The following is a 25,397-nucleotide window of genomic DNA, read 5'->3' on the forward strand; positions in this document are numbered from 1 at the left end:
CAGGGCGACTTTGTCGCCCTGTATATGCCAAAAAATTAACTCATCAACTCTCTGAGCTTTTCAATACCGGCGGGCTCTGACGCCAGTACCGGAACGAGCGCTATACGGGTAGCGTGCTGATTCTTAACAGCCTCAATCTGAGGCAGTTCCTGCTGGGCGCGCTGGCAAAGCAACGGAGAACGCGTATCCGCAATGGAAAGGCTGTTATTGATAATCCAGCCCCACGGATGAATCCCCGCTCTTTCAAGGTCAGCCTGCAGGTTTGCCGCTTCCAGCACCGGTGTGGTTTCAGGAAGCGTAACCAGCAGAACTTTGGTTCTATCCGGGTCCTGAAGCTGCATCATTGGGGTAGTAAAATGACCTTTACTCCCCATTTTCTTGGCAATCTCTCGGTGGTAAGCCCCAGTCGCATCCAGCAGCAACAGCGTGTGTCCGGTAGGGGCGGTATCCATGACAACAAACCGTTTACCCGCTTCACGAATCACCCTGGAAAAGGCCTGAAACACGGCAATTTCTTCAGTACAGGGAGAGCGCAAATCCTCTTCCAGTAGCCGTTTCCCTGCTTCGTCCAGATCTCTTCCTTTCGTCTCAAGAACATGCTGGCGATAGCGTTCGGTTTCATCGTGAGGGTTGATGCGGCTGACCTGAAGGTTTTTGAGGCTGCCGTTCAGCGTTGTACTCAGGTGCGCAGCAGGATCAGAGGTCGTGAGATGCACGTCAAATCCCATGTCTGCCAGCCTTACGGCGATGGCAGCAGCCATCGTGGTTTTCCCTACGCCACCTTTGCCCATCAGCATAATCAGGCCGTGTTCGCTGCGAGCGATATCATTGACCAGGCCAGAGAGCGATAAATTTTCAGGCGTGTACTGGATGTTCGTTACCGGGAGCGGTAATGCCTCAGAACCGGTATCCAGCAGTCCCTTCAATGCTGAAACACCAACCATATTGACTGGCTGTAGTAATAGGGTATCTGTCGGTAGCCCAGATAAACCGGCAGGAAGATTTGCCAGTGCCTCCTGCTCACGTTGCCAAATCGCAGCGGCCAGGGCGTCATGTTCAGTTTCGGCTTTAGGCAGCACACCATTAATCACCAGGTATTGGTTTTTCAGGCCAATTGCGGCGAGTTCTTCATGGGTGCGGGCGACTTCCTGCAGCGTAGATTTTTGCAGTCGTGCAACCAGAACCAGGCGGGTACGTTCAGGATCGGACAACGCCTCTACTGCATGAGCATACTGCTCACGCTGCTTTTCCAGCCCGGCCATTGGGCCAAGACAGGAAGCACCATCTGGATTACTTTCAATGAAGCTACTCCAGGCACCGGGAAGCTGGAGAAGGCGAATCGTGTGGCCCGTCGGCGCTGTATCAAAAATGATGTGATCGAAACGGGTCAGCAGGGAAGCGTCTGTCAATAAGCCGGTGAACTCATCAAACGCCGCAATCTCAGTCGTACAGGCTCCTGAAAGCTGCTCGCTGATACTGTTAACAACATCATCAGGCAGAAGACCTTTGATAGGATCAACGATTCTGGCGCGGTATTGCTGGGCGGCTTCCTGCGGGTCAATCTCCAGAGCAGAAAGCCCAGGAACTGCCGTCACAGGGCGAATGGTATTACCGATAGCCTGATCGAATACCTGACCGACATTGGAGGCCGGATCGGTACTGACCAGCAAAACCCGCTTACCCTGTTCAGCAAGGCGGATTGCCGTCGCGCAGGAAATAGAAGTTTTACCTACACCTCCCTTACCGGTAAAAAACAGGTAAGGCGGGATATTCTGTAAGAATTTCATATGTCCTCCTGACATATTCAGCAACAGGAAGTATTACCACCACAGCAGCTGGTGGGAGCTAACCCTACCTTCTCCAGCGGAATACCGAACCAGCGAGCCAGCTCAGCGCGTTTTGGGTATCGCCCTGCCATCACCGTTTCACCGTCCAATAGCAGTAACGGAAGACCTTCTGCTCCAGATGCTTCGAGGAATGCTTTCGCTTTCTCATTCTGAACAAAGCTCATGGGCTGCTGCGCCAGGTTGTAACGTTCAACCTGTACACCACGTCCTTTCAGCCACTGCACATCAGCAGAAAAATCAACCAGAACCTGATCGACATCTGAGCCACATACGCCGGTACTGCAGCACATTGCCGGGTCAAACACCGTTAACGTCTTCATTTTGAATACCTCACATTTGGAAAAACATATATGTTCAGGCAAATTTTTTAGATGCAAACAGCCTTACCGCTACCAGAGCAGTTTGCCGATGCCAGCTTACGGGCGATGGCCTGTACGTCGTCCTGTTGGCTTAACCAGGCCTGCTCAATCACCTGAGCAGCCCAGGATGGAATATGCGGGGATAAGCGATAATGAACCCATTTCCCCTGCTTGCGATCCAGCAATAGACCGCTTTCCCGGAGCATTGCCAGATGGCGGGAGATCTTGGGCTGCGACTGATCCAGCGCTGTACAGAGATCGCACACGCACAGCTCTCCCATCTCTCTGAGCAGCAGTACGATCCCTAGACGGGTTTCATCGGAGAGGTTTTTGAAGAGTTGTAGGGGCTTCATAGGAATTTCTCCTCTGACGGAAACATTCATTATCACGCGGAAAAATGAAACGATCAACATCACATGCATTTTTTCATATATGAAAGCAAAACTCAAAATTTTTAAAATTTAATAGTAAAAAATGTGAATAGGAAATATGATTTAACATCATGTTTTAAAACAATAAAACGTTTCAGCTTAATAACTTAGTAGGACTTTGATATGTACACTAATGTAGGAAGCTATTGGTATAAATTTGATTTTCATACACACACTCCTGCCTCATCAGATTACAAAGCGCCAGCAGAAACAGCAAAAGAGTGGCTCATTGCCCTGATGGAAAGAGAGGTTGACTGCGTTGCAGTAACTGACCATGTTAGTGGGGCATGGATTGATATCTTGAAGCAAGAGCTAAAAGCGCTTGAAACATCCTATCAAGAATATCGCCCATTAATTTTATTCCCAGGATGTGAAATAACCGTAAGCACCGGGCAATCTAGGGTTCATATATTATCAATTTTTGACCCCTCTTGTGGCACAGCTAAAATTAATGGTGTGCTTGGCATGTGTGGGATTACGGAAGGACATGGAGATGCAGAGTCAACATGCGCTACCGAATCTGTTGATAAAGTAATTGAGCTGATAAGCAAGGAAAATGGAATTGCTATTCCTGCGCATATTGATGGTCCTAAAGGGCTATTAAAGGGAATAAAAAACAACAACTCAGAAATAAGTACATGGGCAAAAAAAATTGTTGCAGCAGAATTTGTCGATTTAAACTTCCTTGATAGCGTAGATGTAGAACTACAAAAGACATTTCAAGATATAGGTAGAGTTAAAGGTTCTGATGCTCACGAAAAGTCTAGACTAGGAGCTAATACCTCTTGGATCAAGATGGGAAAACCAACAATTGATGGTTTAAGGCTTGCCTTATACGATAATAAATTCTGCGTAAGTAACGAAATTGACGATCCTAATTCTCTACCAAACCTGTCAATTAACAACCTAACAATTAAAAAAATGACCCACTGTGGAATTATCCCAGGAAAACCTGTTGAGATAAAACTGCACCCTCTCTTCAATGCTATAATTGGTGGACGTGGCGCTGGTAAATCAACATTTGTTGAATCACTACGAATTGCGATGGGTAGATCTGAAGAGTTAGTCGGCTTACAATCTATAAAAAGAGATCTAGATTCTTTTATTGATGGAGTTACTAGAGATGATACCGAAATCAGTGTAGGAATAAAGAGGCGTGATGATTTATTTAATGTTATATGGACAAAAAATAATGACATTGAAATAAAGAAATTTGAAAATGAAGAGTGGCAAGATGCTCCGGGCAAACCAGAGGAAAGATTCAATATAAGCATTTATAGCCAAAAGCAAATCAATGCCTTAGCATCTAATCCTGAAAGTTTACTAAACATAGTTGATCGAACACCACAAGTAGATATTTCCAGCTGGAAACAGAAATTAGCTTCCCAACAAGTTACATCAATTAATTTAGCAAAAAGCATTAGGAAAATTGAGCTGAGCGCTCTTGAAAAAACCTCTATTCAAGCTCAAATTGATGACTTAAACTCTGATATATCCAGCTTTGAAAAGGGTGGGCATAAAGATGTTTTTAATAACTATCAAACGCTATCAAAAAAACAAACAAAAATAGAAGATAGTTTCCAAATAGAAAGTTTGAGCAATGCATTACAATCAATTATTGATTTTAACACAGTCCCTCTTGATTTATCTAATTTAGGACATGAGTTAGAAAATGAAAATGAAGTAAGTGAAATTCATAAAAATTTCACTGCTGAAATTGATAAAGTCATATCTGATATCAAATCATCAAAAGAAAAGATTGACAACATTGTACAGCAAACCGTACAAGCACTCGATAACTCTGAATGGAAAAAAATAGTAAAAAAATCATTGATCGGTATAAGGACGTTGTTCAAACTTACGAAAGCAAAGGGCATGAACTGAACCCTCAAGAATATGAACAATGGATCGAAAAAAGAAATAACACACAAAAACAGTTAGATGAAATCGTAGAAGAAGAAAATAAACTTGAGTCTTACAAAACAGATTTTAATCGTTCGATTTCCTTGAGTTACATCTTACGTAGACGCCTACAAAAAAAACGAGAGAAATTCATCCGTTCAGTAATTGGGAATAATAAATATGTTAAAATGTCAATCATTCCATTTGGAGATAAAAACAATATTGAAAATGATTTCCGTTCTATTCTAGGTTATAGCAATGGGTTCAATTCATCCATTTATCAAGATGATCGTGAAGATAGTTTACTTTATAAAGTGATAAATGATGGTGGAGATTTAAGAAAAACGATAAAATATATCTCAGAAATAAAGGATACTATATTCAAAATTGCAGCAAGTGAAGATGTAACTATACATAGAGTCGATGGCAGATTTAAAACATCGTTATGTGAAAAAATAAAGTCGCAGCCAGAAATATTAGAAAGAATAATTAATTGGCTTCCACAAGACCGTTTACTGGTAGAATATGCAAGAGATGTTGAAAAAGGGAAGTTCGCCTCAATTGACAGAGGTTCTGCGGGACAGAAAGCCGCTGCAATTCTCGCATTCCTGTTAAGTCATGGAGATAATCCAATAGTAGTCGATCAACCAGAAGATGATTTAGATAATGCTCTAATCAATAAGTTAATAGTATCTCAAATACATAGCAATAAAAGAAGAAGACAAATTATAATCATTACCCACAACCCAAACATAGTTGTAAATGGAGATGCTGAGTACATAAATGTTATGCATTTTAACGGCGGTCAGGTGCAATTACTATCTGCAGGTGGTTTATGTGACACTGATGTCAGACTTAATGTTTGTGAGATAATGGAAGGTGGAAAAGAGGCCTTCAACTTAAGATATAATCGCTTACTTAAAATGTAAGAATAATCTAATTGTAGCAAAGGATTGCTACAATTAGACTCAAGAATATATAGCTCTTAGTATTTTAAAAGTAAACAAGAGTTCTCTATATCACTATATAACCCACATAAACGCTAGCGTGTTATACGTTTCGCGGATTAGTTTTTATCGACGTGAGCAAGCTGTAACTCACTCAAGACAGTGTTAAATTTCTATTCATGCAAAATGGTACGCATCATGTGGTGGAACCCATGCAGCATAATGCACCGTGCTACGAGTCCACCAGACATCAGTATGAGCTTAAAACGTAATTGAAATAAGCAGGGGTTCCTTTGACAACTTGCTCAATAACGCTTAAATGATTTTGCCTAGCCTCATCAAATGAGCTGCCTCCATATCCATCCTGGAGGAGAGCGTCGCGAATAGCTTGAGAAATAAAACGGTCAGCAAATCCCGCCTCAAATATACTCATGGATAGCACGTCAGGGAGGCCATTTTTTAGGCTCTTCTGAAAATGAGCGAGCGATGCCCCTTGCTCTCCGATTATTTCCTCTGGACTAAAAAGGAATTGTGCAAGAGCTGCCAGAATGAGCGAACAATCAAATGCCAGTGTGCTCTCCAAGAACTTAAGAATATCGTCGTCACTCACTTTTTGTTTACGCTTACCGGCTTTCTTTTTAACCTGCATCTGAGATGCTTTCTTGAAGATTTCTCCGTAACTCATTCCGCACATCCACGAAAGTGCGATCTCGAACCCTGCACCTGCAGGCTCGACGCTACGGAAAAAACGATTGTCGCAGAGCTCGGTCAGTAGTGGCCAGACGGCATTGAGCCATCCATTAGAGGAATCCAGCGCTAGCAGCATTGCTCTATGTTCGCCTGACCATACTTCAATAAATTTAGTCTGCTTTGCGCCCAGCAATGTCTTGCCGAAGAATGCCTGCTTTAAGGGTGAGCTCTCAACCGACTCAATACGTCTGGCAACCAATCTGAAGTATTCTTCAAGTTTCTCAGCCTCTTCGGCAGAGGCAAGCGAGTACGCCAATGTCTCGCGTGCAAGTTCCCCGGCCCTCTGTTCAAAGGCGGTTGCATCCATCGCAGCACAGTTTGCCATTAGATAGCTTTCAAGTGTATGCGTCATCTTTTTCCGTTCTGCCAAGGAGCTCAACAGCGCTTTTACTAGAGCATCTTTTTGCGACTTACTGAGGCGAGGGTCTGAATCCGCCACCAGATTAGCCCAGCCTTCCCACTCAACCTCCTTATCCATAAAATCCAGCAAATCGCCCCCAGCAAAGGGCAATTCTTGGTTACGGGGGAGTGCAAAAGGTTTTAACAATAAAAGGAGTGAACTGGTAACGCCTTCAGCGCGGTCAGGAGAGAGAAGCTCCACAGCGCTTTGAAATTTCCATCCTTCCTGCCAATTTTTCCTTCTGTCCCAAACTGTTGAATCAGCGAAGATTACAACCCCCTCAGTATGCATCCCTGCACGACCGGCACGCCCAATAAGATTCTGGAAGTCGCGAACTTTGACACGTCCTACCCCCTGATATACTCCCTGCACGATAAGATAGCGAATAGGCAAGTTTACACCTTGAGCAAGCGTAGATGTGCATGCAATAAAGTTAATCAGTCCTTTCTGCATACCATGTTCTAGTGCTAAGCGTATACCCTGAGGTGTATTACTGTGATGCGTGTATATACCCAGCTTTGCAGCTTTTAAAAGAAAGGAATTGCTACCGAAATTACCCTCAATAATAGTTTTCAGTGCCATGACTTCTTCAGGATTAGCGTAGGTTGAAGGCCATAACGTGTTATATCCTGCATCCGCAATCTGGACAGCCCTTTTTGCTATACCATTTGCAATCAACTTTGTCCCACAGAAAATAGCTACGGATCCCTTACTAATAACGCGTAGACCCAAATAGAGCGATACGTCGCTCGATTTCGTCCGGGTCGGAAATATCGAGCTGTCTGCTTTAATTCCCGATAGCTGTGCCGCTTCGATTATTCTCGGAACAAAGTAGTCCTCTTTGTCATATCCATTTTCATAAAACATTAACTGTCCAAGCGACTCTGTCCAGCTTGCAAAGGCAACAGACCGGCTCGTAGGTAATAGCGTTGCGCCGTCAATAACCTGTGCCTTATCCTCACCCATCAGCCAGCTAGCAATGGCCTGTGGATTTTGCATCACAGCTGAAATAAGTAGAGTCTGCGCTGTATCAGGCAGCAATCCCTTGATTTCGGTGAGCAACAATTCATAGGTTATACCTCTCACGCCAGTATCAAACTGGTGCCCCTCGTCGTAAACGACAAGACCAATGTGTTTCAAAGCCTGAGAGGACTGACGCAGCACATAGAGAAACTTTTCGGGTGTGAGGACTAATACGTTCGATGTTGAGGGCGGGGCACTTCCCAGAAGGTCAGCAATTTGTTCAACGAAGTCAATCTGCAAGGCATCCGTCAGTTCATTGACTTTAATGTCATCGCCGGCCAAATCTTGCCGAAGTGATAAGGCAATTTCATGGCAGAGTGCCCGAAAGGGTGCAACCACAACCGCAAGCTTCGTGCGCCCAGACATGAATGCACTGCGCAGAACTAACTCAATCGACCTAGTTTTCCCGGCACTTGTAGGCATCTGAATCAAGCCCGAGTCACCTCTGAATATCCCTCTTTCCCCTAAAAGAATCTGAGAAGGCCAGAGTTCTTTAGGAAAGCGTTCCCTCTGAATGACCGGCCGCCAATGATCCACTGATAAACCTGAATATTGGGAGAGGGTTACCCAAGCAGATGCTGCAAGCCTCATACGACAAATCGATATGGCGACATCTGCATAAAGCACTTCCTCGGGAGTGCCCATTTTATAAGCCTCATTCCTGAGGAGTTTCATCAGTACATCAATCTCTTGTAGCTGGGTACCTTCGGCAAAATGGTTAGCAACAGCACGCGAAAACGATGTTAGCAGCGGTCCATAACGTTTGTCGTCTAAAAGCCAGTAAGTCCTCCAGTCCGCTTTGAGCAACCATTGAAGCAAATGCTCAACATTGTTGTCTTCTTCTTTAGGTTCAATTCGACGGGCAAGGACTAAGCTACTTCCCGGGCGTCGAGCCACATAATAGGCGGCAGAGGCTAATAGTAATGTTGTGCTTTCGAGGCCTTGTGCAAATCCTGAATCCAGAACTGCGTCAAAAAAGCTGGCGCAGAAATTCAGCTCCGCTTGCGGCTCAGGGGGAAGAGAAACTAATGGCAGTGACAGCTCAGCCAGCACCCCGGTAACGTCGCCCAAGGTTGCTACGGTCATAATAAACAGCTGCAGAGGATCTGAACCTTCAGGCATTCTGAGATGCAGAGACTCATCCAGACCAAACTCGTACATCTTACCTTTCGAGCGTGTTATGCCAAAGAGGCGTTTGCTATTGAATCCAGCCTTCATTTGCAGGCCCTCTCGTAAAGTTCATGAACCAGTTTCATCTGAAGATCGGATCTCACAACCATCAGATAAAGTGCTGCCTCATTTGAGTGCGTGTTGGCCAGTGTCTTGGCAAGCTCTTCTTCATTGAAAGCTGTGTTGCAAAGAACAGCAACCGCACCTGAGTAATATGTATAAGGGTTATCTGCAGGATTCTGAAACCGTGCAATTCGGCTCACTTCCAGTGTCTTTCCTTCACGAAGGTACCTACGTTTAGTGGCGTTTAACGTGAAAGCTTGCCTTATGTGTTGATCGTTAGAACCATCGTCAACAGCATTTTGGAGCTGGCCACCATATATACCACCTGAAAGAGACGCTTTAACTTCAAAGGCATAAAGGGCATCCCCTCGATTGGGAGTAGCAATATCCAACTGATGGAAGCCTAGTATATCAACGCCTTTGACGGACTCATTGTTGCTGGCTTTGTCAGCGTATTTTCCTCGGGGCACCCACAGATTGAGCGTGAACTCCAAGTAGTCGGAAATGAGAAATTCAGCGAAATCACCAGAACGAATTGATGGCCCGGGAGCCTTGACTTTGTCGGGGAAAATATGTGCATTTAGATACTGTTCTATCGTCATTCCTGTCCCGCACAAGAGCTCAGGAAGCTCCTGGTCTGTACAGTATTGCCGACGAAAATGCAGTGCCCAACTGTCAAGAATCGCCGGATCAGTTGGGGGCGAGAACTCCCAAACATTTATGGTCCGGCCTTCAACGGTTATCAAACCTGCTGACCTTAAATGTAAACCTTTTAAATGGTCGGGTAGCATAACAGCTCCTTTTGTTGGGCATTCACCTTAAAACAAGATCGGCAATCCATTACTACTGTAACAATGCTGTCAAAACATTAGATTAAACGGGGGATAGTAACCTCGTAAACAATTACTGGTTTGCAGTGGGGTAATTTACGGCATACTTGCCACCGCAATTAGTAGTTTTGGGGCTGACATTTATGACGGACGTCCTCGAGTCTGAGTTAAGGTATCTTATTCTGTTTATACGCACCCGCGAAACCCTAGCCTGCCTCCTCTTAATCAGCTCAAACACATGCTAAAATGTCAGCCCTCAACACAGGTCTGACCAGATACCTATTCACCGCCCGTTGAATGCCACTGGAGCGATGATTCAATAATACGCCGATACATGGTGTCGATCTGACGCGGTGCACGACGAATGTATTGCTCCGCCCTATCTCTTTGTTCTCCAGATAGTTGTTCTAAATACTTCACAATTTTTTCGGCTGTTGGAAGGATTTCTTTACCGTTGAATTTTGGAGGGAGACCGGTCCATACCACATGGTCCACGTTATTGGTGTCAGCCCATTCAGACAATCCTGGGATCAGTTTTGGAGAAGGCTGACCAGCAGACCACCTGCAAACATGCTTTTCAATATTTTTTATTGGGATACCTTCACGGCAACGTAAAGCCTCAATACTAGAGGTAAGATCCACTGATTCCATTATCGCCCACAGGGAAGGCACTAATCGATCAGTTTCGACTAGCACAAGCGTAATCCGTCCATCTAGCGACTGTCTGGCGAATTCAACGGATATAAGTGGGCCATCCTCAGACCATTTCCCCTGAACAGGTAAACCTCTTGGCTCCCAAATTAAGGAACCCCATCCAAGACAAGCGATACGAGCCATTATGCCTCCATTAGCATGGTCAGTTTAAAGGTAAAACTCACATATCTTACCGTGCCCCATTGGCACTACATTCAATCGACTTTCTGAATCCCTCACAGAGCGTTATAGCCTGCGTTTGTATCTATCGTTTGAACTTACATAACTAAGCAGATCTTCAGAAGTAAATGTAATTTTTCTCCAGAAAGCAGAAATGAAACTCAGCAAAAAAAGAAATTTTCTGGTATGGAACTCCTCCGTTTTGAAGGAGACCTGCTTGTATTTTCACTTTATCTAACGAATAAGTAGCTAAGTTTGTAGGTGAAATTATGATGCTATGATTAGATTAATTTTACCAATGTTATCAATGTAATCCGCATACCACTGCATCATCTCCCTCCGCCCTTCCAGATACAACGCATGGTTGTACGTCCCACGAATCGCATTCTTATCGACATGCGCAAGCTGGGTTTCAATCCATGCCGTATTGAACCCTTCCTCGTGCAAAATCGTACTCATCGTGTGACGGAAACCATGCCCCGTTACCTTCCCCGTGTATCCAATCCGCTTGAACACCTGATTTATACTCGCTTCGCTCATCGTTTTACGGGGGTCATTCCTTCCTGGAAACACCAGAGGATATTGCCCAGACATCACTTTGAGCTGCTGTACGATCTCCAGCGCTTGGGTAGAGAGGGGGATAAGGTGAGGCCGTTTCATCTTCATTCGCTCGGCAGGAATTTCCCACACCGCTTTCTCAAGATCAAACTCACTCCAGAAAGCACCTCGAAGCTCGCCAGTACGGACTCCCGTAAGGATCAGCAGACGAGCGGCAAGAACAACCAGCGGACTTCCTGTATAGCCTGAGAGAGCTTTGAAGAAATCAGGTAACTCCTCAACAGTAAGGAAGGGATAATGCTTTGATTCATGCCCTGACATCGCGCTGGTTAGATCCGCCGCAGGATTGTATTCCGCACGGCCGGTAACGATGGCGTAACGAAAGACTTCGCTGCAGCGCTGGCGAACCTTCTTAGCCTTCTCTGTCGCACCACGGCTTTCCATTCGACGTAGCACATTCAGCAGAACTAGCGGTTTGATTTCATTCACCGGTTGCTGGCCTATATAGGGGAAAATATCTTTATTGAAAGCTTCGATAATGTCGGAGGCATAACCTTCTGACCATCGGCTCACCTTCGTTCCGTGCCATTCAAGCGCAACTGCCTGAAACGTATTATTGAGCTGCACATCCCGAACCAGCTTTTCTTCTTTCTTGGCAAACGATGGATCGATACCCTCGGCCAGTTTTTTCTTGGCTTCATCACGCAGTGCTCTCGCTTGTGCAAGGGACACTGCCGGATAGACCCCAAAAGCCATACGCTTCTCTTTTCCATTGAAGCGATATTTCATCCGCCAGTATCGGGAGCCAGAGGGAACAACCTCAAGATACAAACCAGCACCATCTGCCAGCTTATAGGCTTTCTCTCTGGGTTTAGCTGCATCTACCTGTCGCGCATTTAGCTTCATTGGGGGCATCTCCCTGGACCGAACACAGAATGCCCCCACTTATGCCCCCAACTGTAACTTGATTTCGGTTGAATACAGTTGATAACAGGAGATAAGATACGGGCTAGAAACCGCAGTATAAGGGCTTTGAGTTGATTTCGGTAGACTTGAGAAGAGTTTGAAATGGTGCCGATAATAGGAGTCGAACCTACGACCTTCGCATTACGAATGCGCTGCTCTACCAACTGAGCTATATCGGCCCTGCAAGAGGTGTTCACGAGCGTGAATCACGAGGCAAAAGGTTAGAACTTAGCGGGCGATGCGTCAATAGCCAGTGGAATCAACTGCCTATTTTTGCATCGCCCGTTCTCATTTACGCACGAATGGTATCGTCGCCGAAACCAATCCACTTATAGGTGGTTAACGCTTCCAGCCCCATCGGGCCGCGGGCGTGCAGCTTCTGGGTGCTGACCGCCACTTCCGCGCCGAGGCCGAACTGGCCGCCGTCGGTGAAGCGCGTGGAGGCGTTCACATATACCGCGGAAGAGTCCACTTCATTGATAAAGCGGTTGGCGTTACGCAGGGTCCGGGTCAGGATGGCGTCGGAGTGCTGGGTGCCATGCTCGCGGATATGGGCGATAGCCTCATCCATATCGGCCACCACTTTGACGTTCAGATCCAGCGACAGATACTCGTCGTCATACTGCTCCGCTTTCACCGGCTCGACCTTTGCAGGGCCATTTTGCAGCGCGGGCAGGGCGGAGGGGGCGGCGTGCAGGGTGACGCCGCTCTCGGCCATCTGCTTGCTTAACGCCGGCAGGAAGGTGTCGGCGATGTTGCGGTGTACCAGCAGCGTTTCCACGGTATTGCAGGTGCTCGGCCGCTGGGTCTTGGCGTTGACAATGATCTTCAGCGCAGGGGCGATCTCGGCGGTTTCATCAACAAAGATATGGCACACGCCAATCCCGCCGGTGATCACCGGGATCGTTGACTGCTCGCGGCACAGCTTGTGCAGGCCCGCGCCGCCGCGGGGGATCAGCATATCGATGTATTTATCCATCTTCAGCATTTCCCCCACCAGCGCGCGATCCGGGCTCTCGATAGCCTGTACCGCGGCGGCCGGCAGACCGCACTCCTGCAGCGCCTGCTGGATCACCTTCACCGTGGCGGCGTTGGTGCGCCAGGTCTCTTTCCCGCCGCGCAGGATCGCTGCGTTGCCGGTTTTCAGGCACAGGGAGGCGACGTCGACCGTCACGTTGGGACGCGCTTCATAAATCACGCCAATCACCCCCAGCGGGACGCGGCGACGTTCAATACGCAGACCGCTGTCCAGCAGCCCGCCGTCGATCACCTGGCCGACCGGGTCGGCCAGATTGCACACCTGGCGCACATCGCTGGCGATGCCGCTCAGACGCGCCGGGGTCAGCGCAAGGCGATCGAGCATCGCTTCACTCAGACCATTGGCGCGAGCTTCCGCTAAATCTTCCGCGTTGGCGCGCAGAATATCGTCGGTCTGCGCTTCCAGATAATCGGCGATCTTTTCCAGTACCTGGTTCTTTTCCCGGCTGGAGAGTAACGCCAGCTGCCAGGAGGCCGCTTTGGCGGCAATGCCCATTTGTTCCAGCATTTTCAGCTCCTTAACGGATGATCATATCATCGCGGTGGACGGCCACCGGGCCGTATTCATAGCCCAGAATGGCATCGATTTGCTGCGAGTGCTGGCCGGCGATAAGGCGCAGCGCGTCGCTGTTGTAGCGGCTGACGCCGTGCGCGATATCGCGTCCTTCGCTATTGCGGATGCGGATCACTTCGCCGCGGGAGAAGTTGCCGCTGACGATTTTGATGCCTTTTGGCAGCAGCGAGCTGCCTCGTTCGAGGATCGCCTGGGTCGCGCCCGCATCGACGGTCAGTTCACCGGCCGGCGGGGCGCCGAAGATCCAGCGCTTACGGTTCTCCAGCGGAGACTCCTGCGCGTGGAAGCAGGTGCCTACCGGCAGACCTTCCATCGCGTGGCCGATGACGTCCGGGCGGTTGCCGGCGGCGATAATAGTATCAATCCCCGCGCGGCAGGCGACGTCCGCGGCCTGCAGCTTGGTGCCCATGCCGCCGGTGCCGAGACCGGAGACGCTGTCGCCGGCGATGGCGCGCAGCGCGTCGTCGATGCCGTAGACGTCTTTAATCAGCTCCGCCTGCGGGTTGCTGCGCGGGTCGGCGGTGAACAGGCCAGGCTGGTCGGTTAACAGCAGCAGCTTATCCGCCCCGGCGAGGATCGCGGCCAGCGCGGAGAGATTGTCGTTATCGCCCACTTTGATTTCCGCGGTGGCGACGGCGTCATTTTCGTTAATGACCGGGACGATGCTGTTATCCAGCAGGGCGCGCAGGGTGTCGCGGGCGTTGAGGAACCGTTCTCTGTCTTCCATGTCGGCGCGAGTCAGCAGCATCTGGCCAACGTGAATGCCATAGATAGAAAACAGCTGTTCCCACAGCTGGATCAGACGGCTTTGTCCCACCGCCGCCAGCAGCTGCTTGGAGGCGATGGTGGCGGGCAGTTCCGGGTAACCAAGGTGCTCGCGCCCGGCGGCAATGGCCCCGGAGGTCACGATGACAATACGGTGTCCCATGGCGTGCAGCTGTGCGCACTGGCGCACGAGCTCGACGATATGGGCGCGGTTCAGGCGACGGGACCCGCCTGTTAAAACACTGGTGCCCAGTTTTACCACCAGCGTCTGGCTTTCACTCATGATTCTCTGCCGTTCAAAAGGAATATCGATATCGAGCTGATGTTGTAGCAGGAGTCGGCCCGCTTGCCAACACCCGGGGCGGCGGGCGCGCCATTTTATTGCGCGGGATCGGGCATTCTGGAGAGGGAGTATGACAAAAATATGTCAGATACATTTAAATACGCTTTTTTATAAAAAGTTCCACCTTGTCATAAATATTTAATCTCACGGCGTTAAAAAACCTCCTGTTTTTGATGGGCGAGCGCCCGCAATTGAATAGCGCGTATAAATAAATCACCAGGACTGAATAATGAAAAAGAGTACTCTGGCATTAATGATGATGGGCTTTGTGGCTTCGACGGCGACGCAGGCAGCGGAAGTTTATAATAAGAACGCGAACAAGCTGGATGTGTACGGCAAGATCAAAGCCATGCATTACTTCAGCGACTATGACAGCAAGGATGGCGATCAGACCTACGTGCGTTTCGGTATTAAAGGCGAAACGCAGATTAACGAAGACCTGACCGGCTATGGCCGTTGGGAATCTGAATTCTCCGGTAACAAAACCGAGAGCGACTCCAGCCAGAAGACTCGTCTGGCGTTTGCCGGGCTGAAGCTGAAGAACTACGGCTCCTTCGACTACGGTCGTAACCTTGGCGCTCTGTACGACGTGGAAGCCTGGACCGATATGTTCCCGGAATTCGGCGGCGATTCCTCTGCTCAGACCGATAACTTTATGACCAAGCGCGCCAGCGGCCTGGCGACCTACCGCAACACCGATTTCTTCGGTCTGGTGGATGGTCTGGATATGACCCTGCAGTACCAGGGTAAAAACGAAGGCCGTGAAGCGAAGAAACAGAACGGCGACGGCGTCGGCACCTCGTTAAGCTATGATTTCGGCGGCAGCGACTTCGCCGTCAGCGCGGCCTACACCAGCTCCGACCGTACCAACGATCAGAACCTGCTGGCCCGCGGCCAGGGTTCGAAAGCGGAAGCCTGGGCGACCGGCCTGAAATATGACGCCAACAACATCTATCTGGCGACCATGTACTCTGAAACCCGCAAGATGACCCCGATCAGCGGCGGCTTTGCCAACAAAGCGCAGAACTTTGAAGCGGTGGCGCAGTACCAGTTCGACTTCGGTCTGCGTCCGTCCCTCGGCTATGTGCTGTCGAAAGGGAAGGATATTGAAGGGGTGGGGAGTGAAGATCTGGTTAACTACATTGACGTGGGCCTGACCTACTACTTCAACAAAAACATGAACGCCTTCGTGGATTACAAAATCAACCAGCTGAAAAGCGATAACAAACTCGGCATCAACGATGACGACATCGTCGCGCTGGGCATGACCTACCAGTTCTGATCTACTTCAGAACTATCCGCCGCAGCCCTGGCTGCGGCTTTTTTTTAGCGGCGGTTCTTCGCCAGATGCAGGGTGTCGCTGTTCATGGTGATCTGCGCGTTATACTCCTTCGGCAGACGGCGCGCCTGATAGAACGCCGACTCCCAGTAAGGGTTGTCCAGCGAAGAGCGCATCACGCCCTGGCTGCTCGAAGCGTGAAGGAAATTATGATCGGTATCGTAAAAGCCAACGTGCATGCCGGCCCGGGTGCGGAAGAAAACCAGATCGCCGGGACGTAAATCGCGCTTATTGACCCGCACGCCCATGTGCAACAGCTCGCGGGTGGTGATCCGCTCCATCGGCAGGTTAAAGCGATCCTTCAGCGTGCGCCAGACGAAACCCGAGCAGTCGACGCCGCTTTGTTCAGTCCCGCCCCATTCATAGGGGGTTCCCTGCCAGGTGTGCATCTGGTCATGCAGGGCCGCCACCACCGGGATCAGATCGTCCGATCCGCTATCAATGGTCATATCCGCATGAGATTTTGTGTGTTTTGCCTGTTTCGGTGAGGAGGAGCATCCTGCCAACAACAAAAAAGGAATTAACAAGAGAGCATGCTTCAGTTTTGGCTTCATATCGTTATTTTCGAAGTAGCAAGCAGACTGCTTTGTTTTATAGCCGATTAAAAAGAACGGCTAAATAAGCTGATGCCGCCTTTACGTTTATTTACGATTAAAAATAAACAACGATGGGATGGATCAGCCATAAAGGGCAGTTGTCACTTCGCAACAGTCTGTGCCAGGATTCTGTCATCAACATCTCACGAGGCATTCCATGACGCATAACGCCATCGCCACCGAGACTTTACCCGGCGCCGCTTTCGACGCGGGGTGGATGACGTCTGCGCCTCATTATTGCTTCGCCACGCTCTGCCCACCGCCTCCCCCTCCAGACCGGGTTGTTTTCGGCGCTTAACGCCGTCTTTCCAGGTGCTTACCTGCCGGTATGACGCTTGATACCTTGTGTTTGACGTTCGGGAGCATGCTATGCACGTTCGCTATTCTCTGCTCGCCTCGCAGGCGACAACGGCCACCTTTGTGCTGCTGTGGGGCAGCGCGGCCATTTTTACCCGCTGGGGACTGGACAACGCCTCGCCGATGGCGCTGCTGGTCTTTCGTTTTCTGATTGCCCTGGCAGCGCTGGCGCCGCTGGCCATCGCCCGTCGACGCTGGCTGCCCGCGCCGGGCACTCGCCTGCAGACAGCGGCCACCGGCCTGATGCTAATTGGCGGCTATTCGGTCTGTTACTTCGAGGCGATGGCCAACGGCGTGACGCCGGGGCTTATCGCCACCATCATGGGGATCCAGCCCATCCTTACGCTTTGCGTGGTGGAGCGCCGCCTGCAGGGGCGGCGGCTGTTGGGGCTGCTGATTGCCCTGGCGGGGCTGGTGCTGCTGGTGTGGCGCAGCCTGGCGGCGTCGCCCATGGCGATGGCAGGGATCCTGTTTGCGCTGGCGGCTCTGCTGCTGATGACCTTTGGCGCGCTGTGGCAAAAGCGCAGCCGCCAGTCGCCGGCGGATGTCCTGCCGCTGCAGTATGCCGTTAGTCTGGGACTGTGCCTGTTGATCGCCCCGTTCAGCGGCTTCCGGTTTACCGTTAACGCCGGGTTGATTATTCCGGTGCTGTTTCTCGGGCTGCTGATTTCGGTGGTCGCCCAGCTGCTGCTGTACCGTCTGCTGAGCGCGGGGAATATCGTCAATGTCACCAGCCTCTTTTATCTGGTGCCAGCGATCACGGCGCTGCTGGATTATCTGCTGCTGGGCAATCGTCTGCCGGCGGCGGCGATGGTCGGTATGGTGGCGATCGTCGGCGGGATCGTGCTGGTGTTCCGCACCGGCAAGGTCCGCGCCGGCTGACGGCGAGCCGGGCGCGGTGGCGTCCGGTTCATTTTCCTGTCATCTTTTTTACGCATGCTCCCGGCAGCTTATTTTGACCAGTAAGGGAAGGTACCATGGGCAACACGCTGACGATTTTCGATCTCGATAACACCCTGATACAGGGCGATAGCAGTACGATCTGGAGCCAGTTTATGGTTCGCGAAGGGCTGGCGACGCAGAAGGGGTATCTTGCCCGCGAGGCGCGGCTGATGGCGGATTATGACCGGGGAGAGATGAATATCGCCGATTATGTGGCCCTGATCCAGGCCCCGCTGGCCGGAATACCGAAATCGGACGTAGACGCGCTGGTGGCCCGCTGCGTGCGCGAGGCGATCCTGCCCCGGGTCTATCCGAAGGCGTGGGAACTGATTCGTCGTCTGCGGGCCGAGGGGGAGCAGATGCTGATTATCTCCGCCTCGGTTAGCCTGCTGGTGCAGGCGGTGGCCGCCGCGCTGGAGATTGAGCAGGCGCTGGGCATTGACGTGGCGATGGTCGACGGCGGCTACAGCGGGGAGATTGCCGGGATCCCCAGCTATCAGCAAGGGAAGGTGGCGCGTCTGGCGCAGTGGCGCGAGGCGCATCCGCAGTATGACGGCGAGGTGACTTTTTACACCGATTCCATTAACGATCTGCCGCTGTGCCTGCATGCGGATCGCGTGCGGCTGGTCAATCCCTGTCCGCAGCTGCAGGCGGCCGGTGCCGGATATGGCTGGCCGGTGCTGAGCTGGCGGCTGGAATAGCGGAACGGATAAATGCTTCTGCGGGTTCAGTCGTTGTCGGCCGGGCAAGGCGTGAGCCGCTATCCGGCATAAAGGGGGCTTCGTACTGGCGGTTATTGCCCGGCGGCGCTACGCTTGCGCGGGCCTACAGACTGAGCTGGCGGCTGGAATAGCGGAGCGGATAAATGTTTCTGCGGGTTCAGTCGTTGTAGGCCGGATAAGGCGTGAGTCGCCATCCGGCATAAAGACGGCTTCGTGCCGGCGGTCGTTGCCCGGCGGCGCTGCGCTTGCGCGGGCCTACGGGGTGTGAGCCTGTGAGAGGAACTTGTAGGCCGGGTAAGGCGCAGCCGCCACCCGGCAACATCACGGGTACCGCGCCTGGCGTCTCGCCCGGCGGCGCTGCGCTTGCACGGGCCTGAACGCCAGCCGGACTGTTTCCTGGAGAGGGGAAGCATTGCCGTGTGGTTGTTTATGTTATCTGTGGCTTCAGCGTAGTTTGCGCTCCCGGTTCGTCTTCTGAGTTATGTCCCTTATGGCGCAGGGAGCGCACAGGGGGCGGCCAGTCGCCGCCGCCCCCTGTACCCCCGGGCTCCGGCCAGCAAAATCGCCACTGCGTGGTGCCTTCGACTTATCCCTGCAGGCTTCGGGTCGGGCCGAGGCAGCGTCCGTGCAAAACACGGCCCTCAGCCCGCATCCATGCGGGCTGCCCCGGCCTTCCGGGAACGTCTCAGCGATTTTGAGGCCGTCAGCACCGGCAGTTTCAGCAACAATGATGAATAAATTAACGACAGGTCGTAAGAACGTAGGCCGGGTAAGGCGCAGCCGCCACCCGGCGAAATCAAGGATACCGTGCCTGATATCTTGCCCGGCGGCGCTGCGCTTGCGCGGGCCTACGGGGTGTGAGCCTGTGAGAGGATCCTCCAGGCCGGGCAAGGCGCAGCCGCCACCCGGCACAAAGGCGCGCTAGCGTTCCTCCTGATACAGCGGCACTACGGCGCCGCCGATATAGCGACGGCGCAGCCAGGCGGAGAGGGTGTCCATGATCATCACCACCGCCACCAGCAGCAGCGTGATAAACATCACCACATCCCAGTTCCACAGGCGCATATTCTCGGCATAGATAAGCCCGATACCGCCGGCGCCGACGAAGCCCAGCACCGCCGCGGAGCGGGTGTTGGATTCAATCTGGTACAGGCTCAGCGCGAGGAAGGTCGGGAAAGACTGGGTAAAAATACCAAAACGATGCTTTTGCAGGCCGTTCGCGCCCACGGCGGTCAGCCCGCGCCCGGGGGAGCGGTCCACGGCTTCGTGTCCTTCCGCGTACAGCCGTCCCAGCAGACCGGTGTCCTGCATGATGATCGCCAGCACCCCGGCCAGCGGCCCGAGGCCTACCGCGCGCACGAAAATCAGCCCCCAGATAGCCATGTCGATCCCGCGCAGCACATCAAACAGGCGGCGCATCAGCAGGGCGAGGGTCCCCAGCACCATGCCGCGCATGATGTTGCGGGCGGCGAAGAAGGAGAGCAGCAGCGCCAGCACCGTGGCGGTGAGCGTCCCGGCGAAGACGATAGCCAGGGTAATGCCGATTTGCATGAAGTAATAGCCAAACGGCCAGTTCCAGAAGTCGTGCCAGACGAACATCCGCGCCAGATAGCGGCCAATCTGCTGCAGGCCGGTGGTCAGCTGTTCGCCGCTGATGCCGAACTGCAGAAAAAACCAGGCGTAATAGAGCACGCAGGCCAGCTCCACCAGCCCGACGTAGCGCAGGTAGCGCCCCTGGACCTGATAGAGCTGTTTATGCTGCCGACGGCTGGCGGCGATATCCGGTTGCATGTGCCAGACGCTCATTTCTTACCCTCCAGTACCCACAGGCGCAAACGACCGGACAGCATGTCCAGCGCCGACACCACCAGAATGATCAGCAGCAGGGTGATGCTCACCTGATCGTAACGGTCGAGCTTGATGTTGGTCATCAGCTCCTGGCCGATGCCGCCCGCGCCCACCAGCCCGAGAATGGTCGACGAGCGGAAGTTGATTTCAAGCCGCATAAAGCCGTAGGAGAGAAACAGCGGTTTCACCTGCGGCCACAGGGCGAAGCGAATTTTCTGCAGCGGCGATGCGCCGCAGGCCGCCAGGCCGCGTACCGGTTTGTTTTGCGCGCTTTCCACCGCCTCGTAGAACAGTTTGGTCAGACTGCCGACGGTATGCAGCATGAGCGCCAGAAAGCCCGGGATCGCGCCGATGCCGAACGCCATCACAAAGATCACCGCCCACGCCAGCTCGGGCATGGTGCGCAAAAACGCCACCAGCACGCGAATGGCAAAGCGCACCGGCGCCGGGGACCAGGCGTTATTGGCGGCGAGAAACGCGAAAACCGTGGCAATGGCGACCGCCACCAGGGTTGAGGCCAGCGCCAGCTGCAGGGTTTCCCAGATCAGCGGCAGCTGGATCGGCAGGCGATAGCCCCACCAGGCCAGCGACCCTTTGGTCTGCACGTCGGCGAACAGGTTGCCGGCGCTCAGGGGCGGAATGGTCTCTGCCATATAGTCCAGGAAGTGGGGCAGCGAGTGCCAGATAGTCAGCAGATTAAATTCCGCGGCGCTGCCGGCGGCAAAATAGAGCGCCAGCAACAGCAGCGACCAGCAGACGGCATCGCGCTTTTGCCGCGAGCGTACCTGCTGGTAATAGCGTTCAAATTCGATGTGGGTCGTCTTCATGCGTCGGGGATCTTCAACGTAGCGCCGCCGCTCACCTCAGGGCAAGCCGGCGGCGTTGAGGCAGGATTAACGCGCGCTCACCAGCTCGCGTTTCATATCGATAATCTGCTGGAAATCAGCCACGCTGCCCGGGCCGATGTGCTGCGTACCGCCCATCGCTTTGATAAAGCAGGCGTGATCCTCAGTATCCAGTTTTTTCACCGCCGCCACGACCTTCGCCTTAAAGTCCGCCGGCAGCGCATTGCTCACCAGGATCGGGCCGTTCGGGATCAGCGGCGATTGCCAGATAATGCGGATCTGCTTCATCAGATCCGGATGATCCATGCGAATCAGGCGGTTGAACGCGCCGGTGGTGTAGCCGGTGTTGTAATCGCCAACCATCGAGGCCCAGGTCACCGCTCCCGCGAACTGGCCATTCAGCACGCCGAGGATGTCCTGCTCGTGGCCACCGGAGAAGGTGACGCTGGAGAAGGTGTTGTTGTATTTGTTGTCGGCGTTGCCGCCAAATTTTTCTTTAAACGCATGGTTTGGGATCAGATACCCGGAAGTGGAATCCGGGTCGGCGAAGCCAAAGGCTTTGCCTTTTAAATCGTCCAGCGTTTTATACGGGGAGTCGGCTTTGACAATCACCACCGAGTGATAGCCGCGAGACTGATCTTTGTCGTCCACGGCGATGCCGACGATATCCACCGCTTTCGGGTTATTGAGATAAACCGAGGCGTAAGAGGAGGGGGACATGCTCAGCACCACGTCGACTTTACCCCCCAGCAGACCCTGAATCACCCCGGAATAGTCGGAAGAGTTACGCAGTTTGGTATCCACGTTCAGCTCTTTATCGAGGAAGGTCTTCACGCACTGGTTATCGCCGATTTGCTGGGTGGCGTTCTGGCCGCCGAGAATGCCCAGATTCAGCTCTTTCGGCTGCGCCGCCGCTGCCTGCCATGCCATCATCATGCCCGCGACCATTGCGGATAAACGAACTGCGCCAGTCATATATTTTTTCATTATCTTGCCCGTGTGAGTGAAATTAATGCAATTGGCTAACGTCATCGCCGTACAGCTGCTGCAGTACATCCTGCGTCAGCCGGGCGGGGTGATCGTCAAAAATAAGCTGTCCGTTGGCGACGCCGATAACCCGGGTGCAGTAGGTCCTGACCAGCTCCACCGAATGCAGGTTGACCATCACGCTGATGCCCTGCTCGCTAATCTCGCGCAGCACATCCATGATGCGCTGAGTGTTTTTCGGATCCAGCGAGGCGACAGGCTCGTCGGCGAGCAAGATCCCGGGGTTTTGCATCAGCGCCCGGCAGATCGCCACCCGCTGCATCTGCCCGCCGGAGAGGTTCTCCGCCCGCTGCAGCGCGTGCGGCAGCATGTTCATCCATTCAAGCAGCGCAATGGCGCGCGCCCGGTCGGCTGCGGGAAAGATTTTAAACAGCGATTTCAGGGTTGAAGTCTGGCTGAGGCGGCCCAGCAGAACGTTGGTGAGCACGTCGAGGCGCGGCACCAGGCAGAAGTCCTGGAAGATCATCCCGCAGTGGCTGCGCCAGGCGTTGAGCGCGCGGCCTTTCAGCCGGGAGACATCGTGCGGGGTACCGACTTCCGGGTAGCTAAGAATTTCGCCGCCGCTGGCGCTGTGGGTGCCATTGAGAACATGCAGGAGCGTCGATTTACCGGCGCCGGAGCGGCCAATAACCCCGACCATTTCACCGGCGTGCAGATCAAAGCTGATGCCGTCCAGCACCTTGTGCTGAGCATGATAGGCTTTCGTCAGGTTACGCACGCTTAAGACCTTCCGCTGCAGGCCGGCATTGAGATCGGTGAACGGCTGGAAATCAGTTTCGGCCACCGCGGCAAGAGAGCTGTTCATAAGAGTGTCCAGGTTCGTCATTAACTGGCCACTATTAATAGGTTTTTATGTGAAATTTCGATGACGGTATTGCGAACAAACCGTGAACAGGCGGGAAAGGGCGGTGGTGAGCGGTCCACCCGCGCGCGCGGTACGCTGGCGAAGCGCCGAAAAGCGGCTATGCTTTCGGGGGCGCGGAGGCAGGCGCCCCTTGACGGCAGGAACCCTCGTCAATCTTCGCTTAATCTTGCTGATGAGAACTGTTATATCGAATAGATAATGCGTCTGCCTTTGTTTAGCATTCAACATTCCGCAGGTATTAACATATACATAACTATTTTGTGCGGCAGGTTAATCTATTCATGAGTCTTATGTATTGGTGAATCATCCTGGTTGTTGCTTGTTTTTGGATTTATATTCTTTATTTTTTAATAAATTTGGTTTATTCGACAACTTCATTCTATCCTCCATTAAGAATATTCCTAACATAATAGGGTGAAGATCCTGGGTAATATAAAATTCAGCTAAGAATCGACGGTAATATTGTCAATAACCTCATGAAAATAAATGTCTTTTTTCTTTCCTCAAAAAAACGATATTTTCAGTTTTTGTAAATATTGACCTGGGCGCGAAATTCATTGCCTTTCCGCATGTTGACACTCTATAGGAAAAAACTTAAATTCAACGCCAAGCAGAAAATAATTATAGTTTAACCCCGCTTATCCAATATTGATAGGTAATGCGTGTCTTATTTAATGGCGATTTATTAAAGGAATGGAATACGCCAGTTAACTTTATAGGCCTGGCAAGCAGTGACGTTGTAAAAATGATTACTTCAAGGACTATGAGGTTAAAAACTATATGGAATATAAAAGCTGTTCCGATAAGTATATTTGGTCTGCCCATGACTCCTACTTCTATAAAGGATTATCCGAACTGATTGTAGATATCGACGAATTAATTTATCTGTCGCTAGAGAAAATCAGAAGAGATTTCGTGTTTATCAATCTCAATACGGCTTCGTTAAACGAGTTTATCAGGCGCGACAGCGAATGGCTATCCGCGGTAAAGGGGAAACAGGTCGTATTAATTGCGGCCAGAAAGTCAGAGGCCTTAGCGAATTACTGGTATTACAATAGCGATATTCGCGGCGTGGTATATGTTGGCCTGAGTCGCGATATTCGAAAAGAGCTGGCCTATGTGATTAATGGCAGGTTTCTCCGTAAAGATATTAAGAAAGATAAAATTACAGACCGGGAAATGAAAATTATCCGCATGACCGCCCAGGGCATGCAGCCGAAATCGATCGCCAGAATTGAAAATTGTAGCGTGAAGACAGTGTATACCCATCGGCGCAATGCTGAGGCCAAGCTGTATTCCAAAATATATAAGTTAGTTCAGTAACACCCAGGCAAGTTAATTTTTGAATGGTTCACCGGGACATCATGTCCTTAATTCAACTCAGGAAGAAAAAGCGATGAAAAAAAAGGTTCTGGCAATAGCTCTGGTAACGGCGTTTACCGGTATGGGTGTGGCGCAGGCTGCTGACGTAACGGCTCAGGCTGTAGCGACCTGGTCTGCGACCGCCAAAAAAGACACCACCAGCAAACTGGTCGTCACCCCGCTCGGCAGCCTGGCGTTCCAGTATGCCGAAGGCGTGAAAGGTTTTAACTCACAGAAAGGTCTGTTTGACGTGGCAATTGAGGGTGACGCAACAGCGACCGCCTTTAAGCTGACCTCGCGTCTTATCACCAACACCTTAACCCAGCTGGATACCTCCGGCTCCACGCTGAGCGTGGGCGTGGATTATAACGGCGCAGCGGTGGAAAAAACCGGTGATACCGTGATGATCGATACCGCCAACAACATTCTGGGCGGCAACCTCAGCGCGCTGGCTAATGGCTACAACGCCAGCGGCCGCACCACCGCGCAGGATGGTTTCACCTTCTCTATCATCAGCGGCACCACTGACGGCACCACCGCTGTGACCGATTACAGCACCCTGCCGGAAGGGATCTGGAGCGGCGACGTTAGCGTACAGTTCGACGCCACCTGGACCAGCTGATCCTTCTGATGCA

General features: G+C 51.7%; 21 protein-coding genes and 1 tRNA gene. 7 read left to right on the forward strand and 15 right to left on the reverse strand.

From position 1 onward, the window contains the following. Nucleotides 1-35: 35 nt before the first annotated feature. From arsA to arsR, 3 genes are read right to left on the reverse strand one after another with little or no spacing between them, the layout of a single operon-like run. Nucleotides 36-1,787: an arsenite efflux transporter ATPase subunit ArsA gene (gene arsA, locus MKR05_RS14215; RefSeq protein ID WP_032410144.1), complete on the reverse strand. Its 1,752-nt coding sequence runs from the start codon at nt 1,785-1,787 to the stop codon at nt 36-38. Nucleotides 1,788-1,804: 17 nt separating this feature from the next. Further along, entirely contained in the window at nt 1,805-2,167 is a 363-nt protein-coding gene (arsD, locus tag MKR05_RS14220) for an arsenite efflux transporter metallochaperone ArsD (protein WP_000855179.1), read from the reverse strand. Between the two features lie 47 nt (nt 2,168-2,214). Further along, complete coding sequence (arsR, locus tag MKR05_RS14225) at nt 2,215-2,559, reverse strand: As(III)-sensing metalloregulatory transcriptional repressor ArsR (RefSeq protein WP_096875271.1); 345 nt, start codon at nt 2,557-2,559, stop codon at nt 2,215-2,217. A 201-nt stretch (nt 2,560-2,760) separates the two neighbouring features. Between arsR and MKR05_RS14230 the strand changes: the two genes are divergently transcribed. Together MKR05_RS14230 and MKR05_RS14235 are read left to right on the forward strand one after the other, a co-directional pair. After that, nucleotides 2,761-4,521 carry a hypothetical protein gene (locus MKR05_RS14230; protein WP_284118261.1) on the forward strand — a complete coding sequence of 587 codons (1,761 nt, stop codon included), beginning with the start codon at nt 2,761-2,763 and terminating at the stop codon, nt 4,519-4,521. Next, on the forward strand, nt 4,443-5,468 hold the full coding sequence (locus tag MKR05_RS14235) for a hypothetical protein (protein WP_284118262.1): 1,026 nt from the start codon (nt 4,443-4,445) through the stop codon (nt 5,466-5,468). The genes MKR05_RS14230 and MKR05_RS14235 overlap by 79 nt, the downstream gene beginning before the upstream one ends. Before the next feature lie 268 nt (nt 5,469-5,736). Here the strand turns inward: MKR05_RS14235 and MKR05_RS14240 are convergent, their stop codons facing one another. From MKR05_RS14240 to proB, 7 genes are all read right to left on the reverse strand, one after another. After that, entirely contained in the window at nt 5,737-8,877 is a 3,141-nt protein-coding gene (locus MKR05_RS14240) for a DEAD/DEAH box helicase (protein WP_117040066.1), read from the reverse strand. Then, nucleotides 8,874-9,683 carry a hypothetical protein gene (locus tag MKR05_RS14245; RefSeq protein ID WP_032410149.1) on the reverse strand — a complete coding sequence of 270 codons (810 nt, stop codon included), beginning with the start codon at nt 9,681-9,683 and terminating at the stop codon, nt 8,874-8,876. Before MKR05_RS14245 ends, MKR05_RS14240 begins: the two co-directional genes overlap by 4 nt. Before the next feature lie 318 nt (nt 9,684-10,001). Next, nucleotides 10,002-10,559: a hypothetical protein gene (locus tag MKR05_RS14250; RefSeq protein ID WP_071994603.1), complete on the reverse strand. Its 558-nt coding sequence runs from the start codon at nt 10,557-10,559 to the stop codon at nt 10,002-10,004. A 303-nt stretch (nt 10,560-10,862) separates the two neighbouring features. Continuing rightward, entirely contained in the window at nt 10,863-12,059 is a 1,197-nt protein-coding gene (locus MKR05_RS14255; protein ID WP_032410151.1) for a phage integrase central domain-containing protein, read from the reverse strand. A gap of 163 nt (nt 12,060-12,222) precedes the next feature. Next, nucleotides 12,223-12,298: transfer RNA gene (locus MKR05_RS14260), tRNA-Thr, on the reverse strand. A gap of 113 nt (nt 12,299-12,411) precedes the next feature. Continuing rightward, the gene (gene proA / locus MKR05_RS14265) at nt 12,412-13,665 is read right to left on the reverse strand and encodes a glutamate-5-semialdehyde dehydrogenase (RefSeq protein ID WP_004147253.1); all 1,254 of its coding nucleotides are present in this window, start codon (nt 13,663-13,665) and stop codon (nt 12,412-12,414) included. A gap of 10 nt (nt 13,666-13,675) precedes the next feature. Beyond that, nucleotides 13,676-14,779: a glutamate 5-kinase gene (gene proB / locus MKR05_RS14270; protein WP_008805306.1), complete on the reverse strand. Its 1,104-nt coding sequence runs from the start codon at nt 14,777-14,779 to the stop codon at nt 13,676-13,678. 289 nt (nt 14,780-15,068) lie between these two features. Between proB and phoE the strand changes: the two genes are divergently transcribed. Then, nucleotides 15,069-16,121: a phosphoporin PhoE gene (gene phoE, locus MKR05_RS14275; protein WP_023288537.1), complete on the forward strand. Its 1,053-nt coding sequence runs from the start codon at nt 15,069-15,071 to the stop codon at nt 16,119-16,121. A 44-nt stretch (nt 16,122-16,165) separates the two neighbouring features. Here the strand turns inward: phoE and MKR05_RS14280 are convergent, their stop codons facing one another. After that, nucleotides 16,166-16,732, reverse strand: a complete 567-nt coding sequence (locus MKR05_RS14280; RefSeq protein ID WP_032428599.1) for a C40 family peptidase — start codon at nt 16,730-16,732, stop codon at nt 16,166-16,168. 411 nt (nt 16,733-17,143) lie between these two features. Here MKR05_RS14280 and MKR05_RS14285 point away from each other — a divergent pair, with 411 nt between their 5' ends. Together MKR05_RS14285 and MKR05_RS14290 are read left to right on the forward strand one after the other, a co-directional pair. Then, nucleotides 17,144-18,013 (forward strand): DMT family transporter, encoded by an 870-nt coding sequence (locus tag MKR05_RS14285; RefSeq protein ID WP_284118265.1) that lies wholly within the window; start codon nt 17,144-17,146, stop codon nt 18,011-18,013. 95 nt (nt 18,014-18,108) lie between these two features. Then, nucleotides 18,109-18,774 (forward strand): HAD family phosphatase, encoded by a 666-nt coding sequence (locus tag MKR05_RS14290; RefSeq protein WP_232712561.1) that lies wholly within the window; start codon nt 18,109-18,111, stop codon nt 18,772-18,774. A gap of 942 nt (nt 18,775-19,716) precedes the next feature. Here the strand turns inward: MKR05_RS14290 and phnE (MKR05_RS14295) are convergent. The 4 genes from phnE (MKR05_RS14295) to phnC form a co-directional block, all read right to left on the reverse strand. Further along, the gene (gene phnE, locus MKR05_RS14295) at nt 19,717-20,601 is read right to left on the reverse strand and encodes a phosphonate ABC transporter, permease protein PhnE (RefSeq protein WP_284118266.1); all 885 of its coding nucleotides are present in this window, start codon (nt 20,599-20,601) and stop codon (nt 19,717-19,719) included. Then, complete coding sequence (phnE, locus tag MKR05_RS14300) at nt 20,598-21,470, reverse strand: phosphonate ABC transporter, permease protein PhnE (RefSeq protein ID WP_023288541.1); 873 nt, start codon at nt 21,468-21,470, stop codon at nt 20,598-20,600. The genes phnE (MKR05_RS14295) and phnE (MKR05_RS14300) overlap by 4 nt, the downstream gene beginning before the upstream one ends. A gap of 66 nt (nt 21,471-21,536) precedes the next feature. Beyond that, on the reverse strand, nt 21,537-22,475 hold the full coding sequence (gene phnD, locus MKR05_RS14305) for a phosphonate ABC transporter substrate-binding protein (protein WP_032428601.1): 939 nt from the start codon (nt 22,473-22,475) through the stop codon (nt 21,537-21,539). Between the two features lie 22 nt (nt 22,476-22,497). After that, nucleotides 22,498-23,340 carry a phosphonate ABC transporter ATP-binding protein gene (gene phnC, locus MKR05_RS14310; protein ID WP_284118267.1) on the reverse strand — a complete coding sequence of 281 codons (843 nt, stop codon included), beginning with the start codon at nt 23,338-23,340 and terminating at the stop codon, nt 22,498-22,500. 840 nt (nt 23,341-24,180) lie between these two features. Here phnC and MKR05_RS14315 point away from each other — a divergent pair. Together MKR05_RS14315 and ecpA are read left to right on the forward strand one after the other, a co-directional pair. Further along, the gene (locus tag MKR05_RS14315; protein WP_023288544.1) at nt 24,181-24,723 is read left to right on the forward strand and encodes a helix-turn-helix transcriptional regulator; all 543 of its coding nucleotides are present in this window, start codon (nt 24,181-24,183) and stop codon (nt 24,721-24,723) included. A 73-nt stretch (nt 24,724-24,796) separates the two neighbouring features. Then, nucleotides 24,797-25,384, forward strand: coding sequence for a common pilus major fimbrillin subunit EcpA (ecpA, locus tag MKR05_RS14320; protein WP_023288545.1), 588 nt, complete (start codon nt 24,797-24,799; stop codon nt 25,382-25,384). Nucleotides 25,385-25,397: the final 13 nt, after the last annotated feature.

The organism is Klebsiella sp. K5-204 (genome assembly GCF_030128585.1).
Taxonomy (GTDB): Bacteria; Pseudomonadota; Gammaproteobacteria; order Enterobacterales; family Enterobacteriaceae; genus Klebsiella; species Klebsiella quasipneumoniae.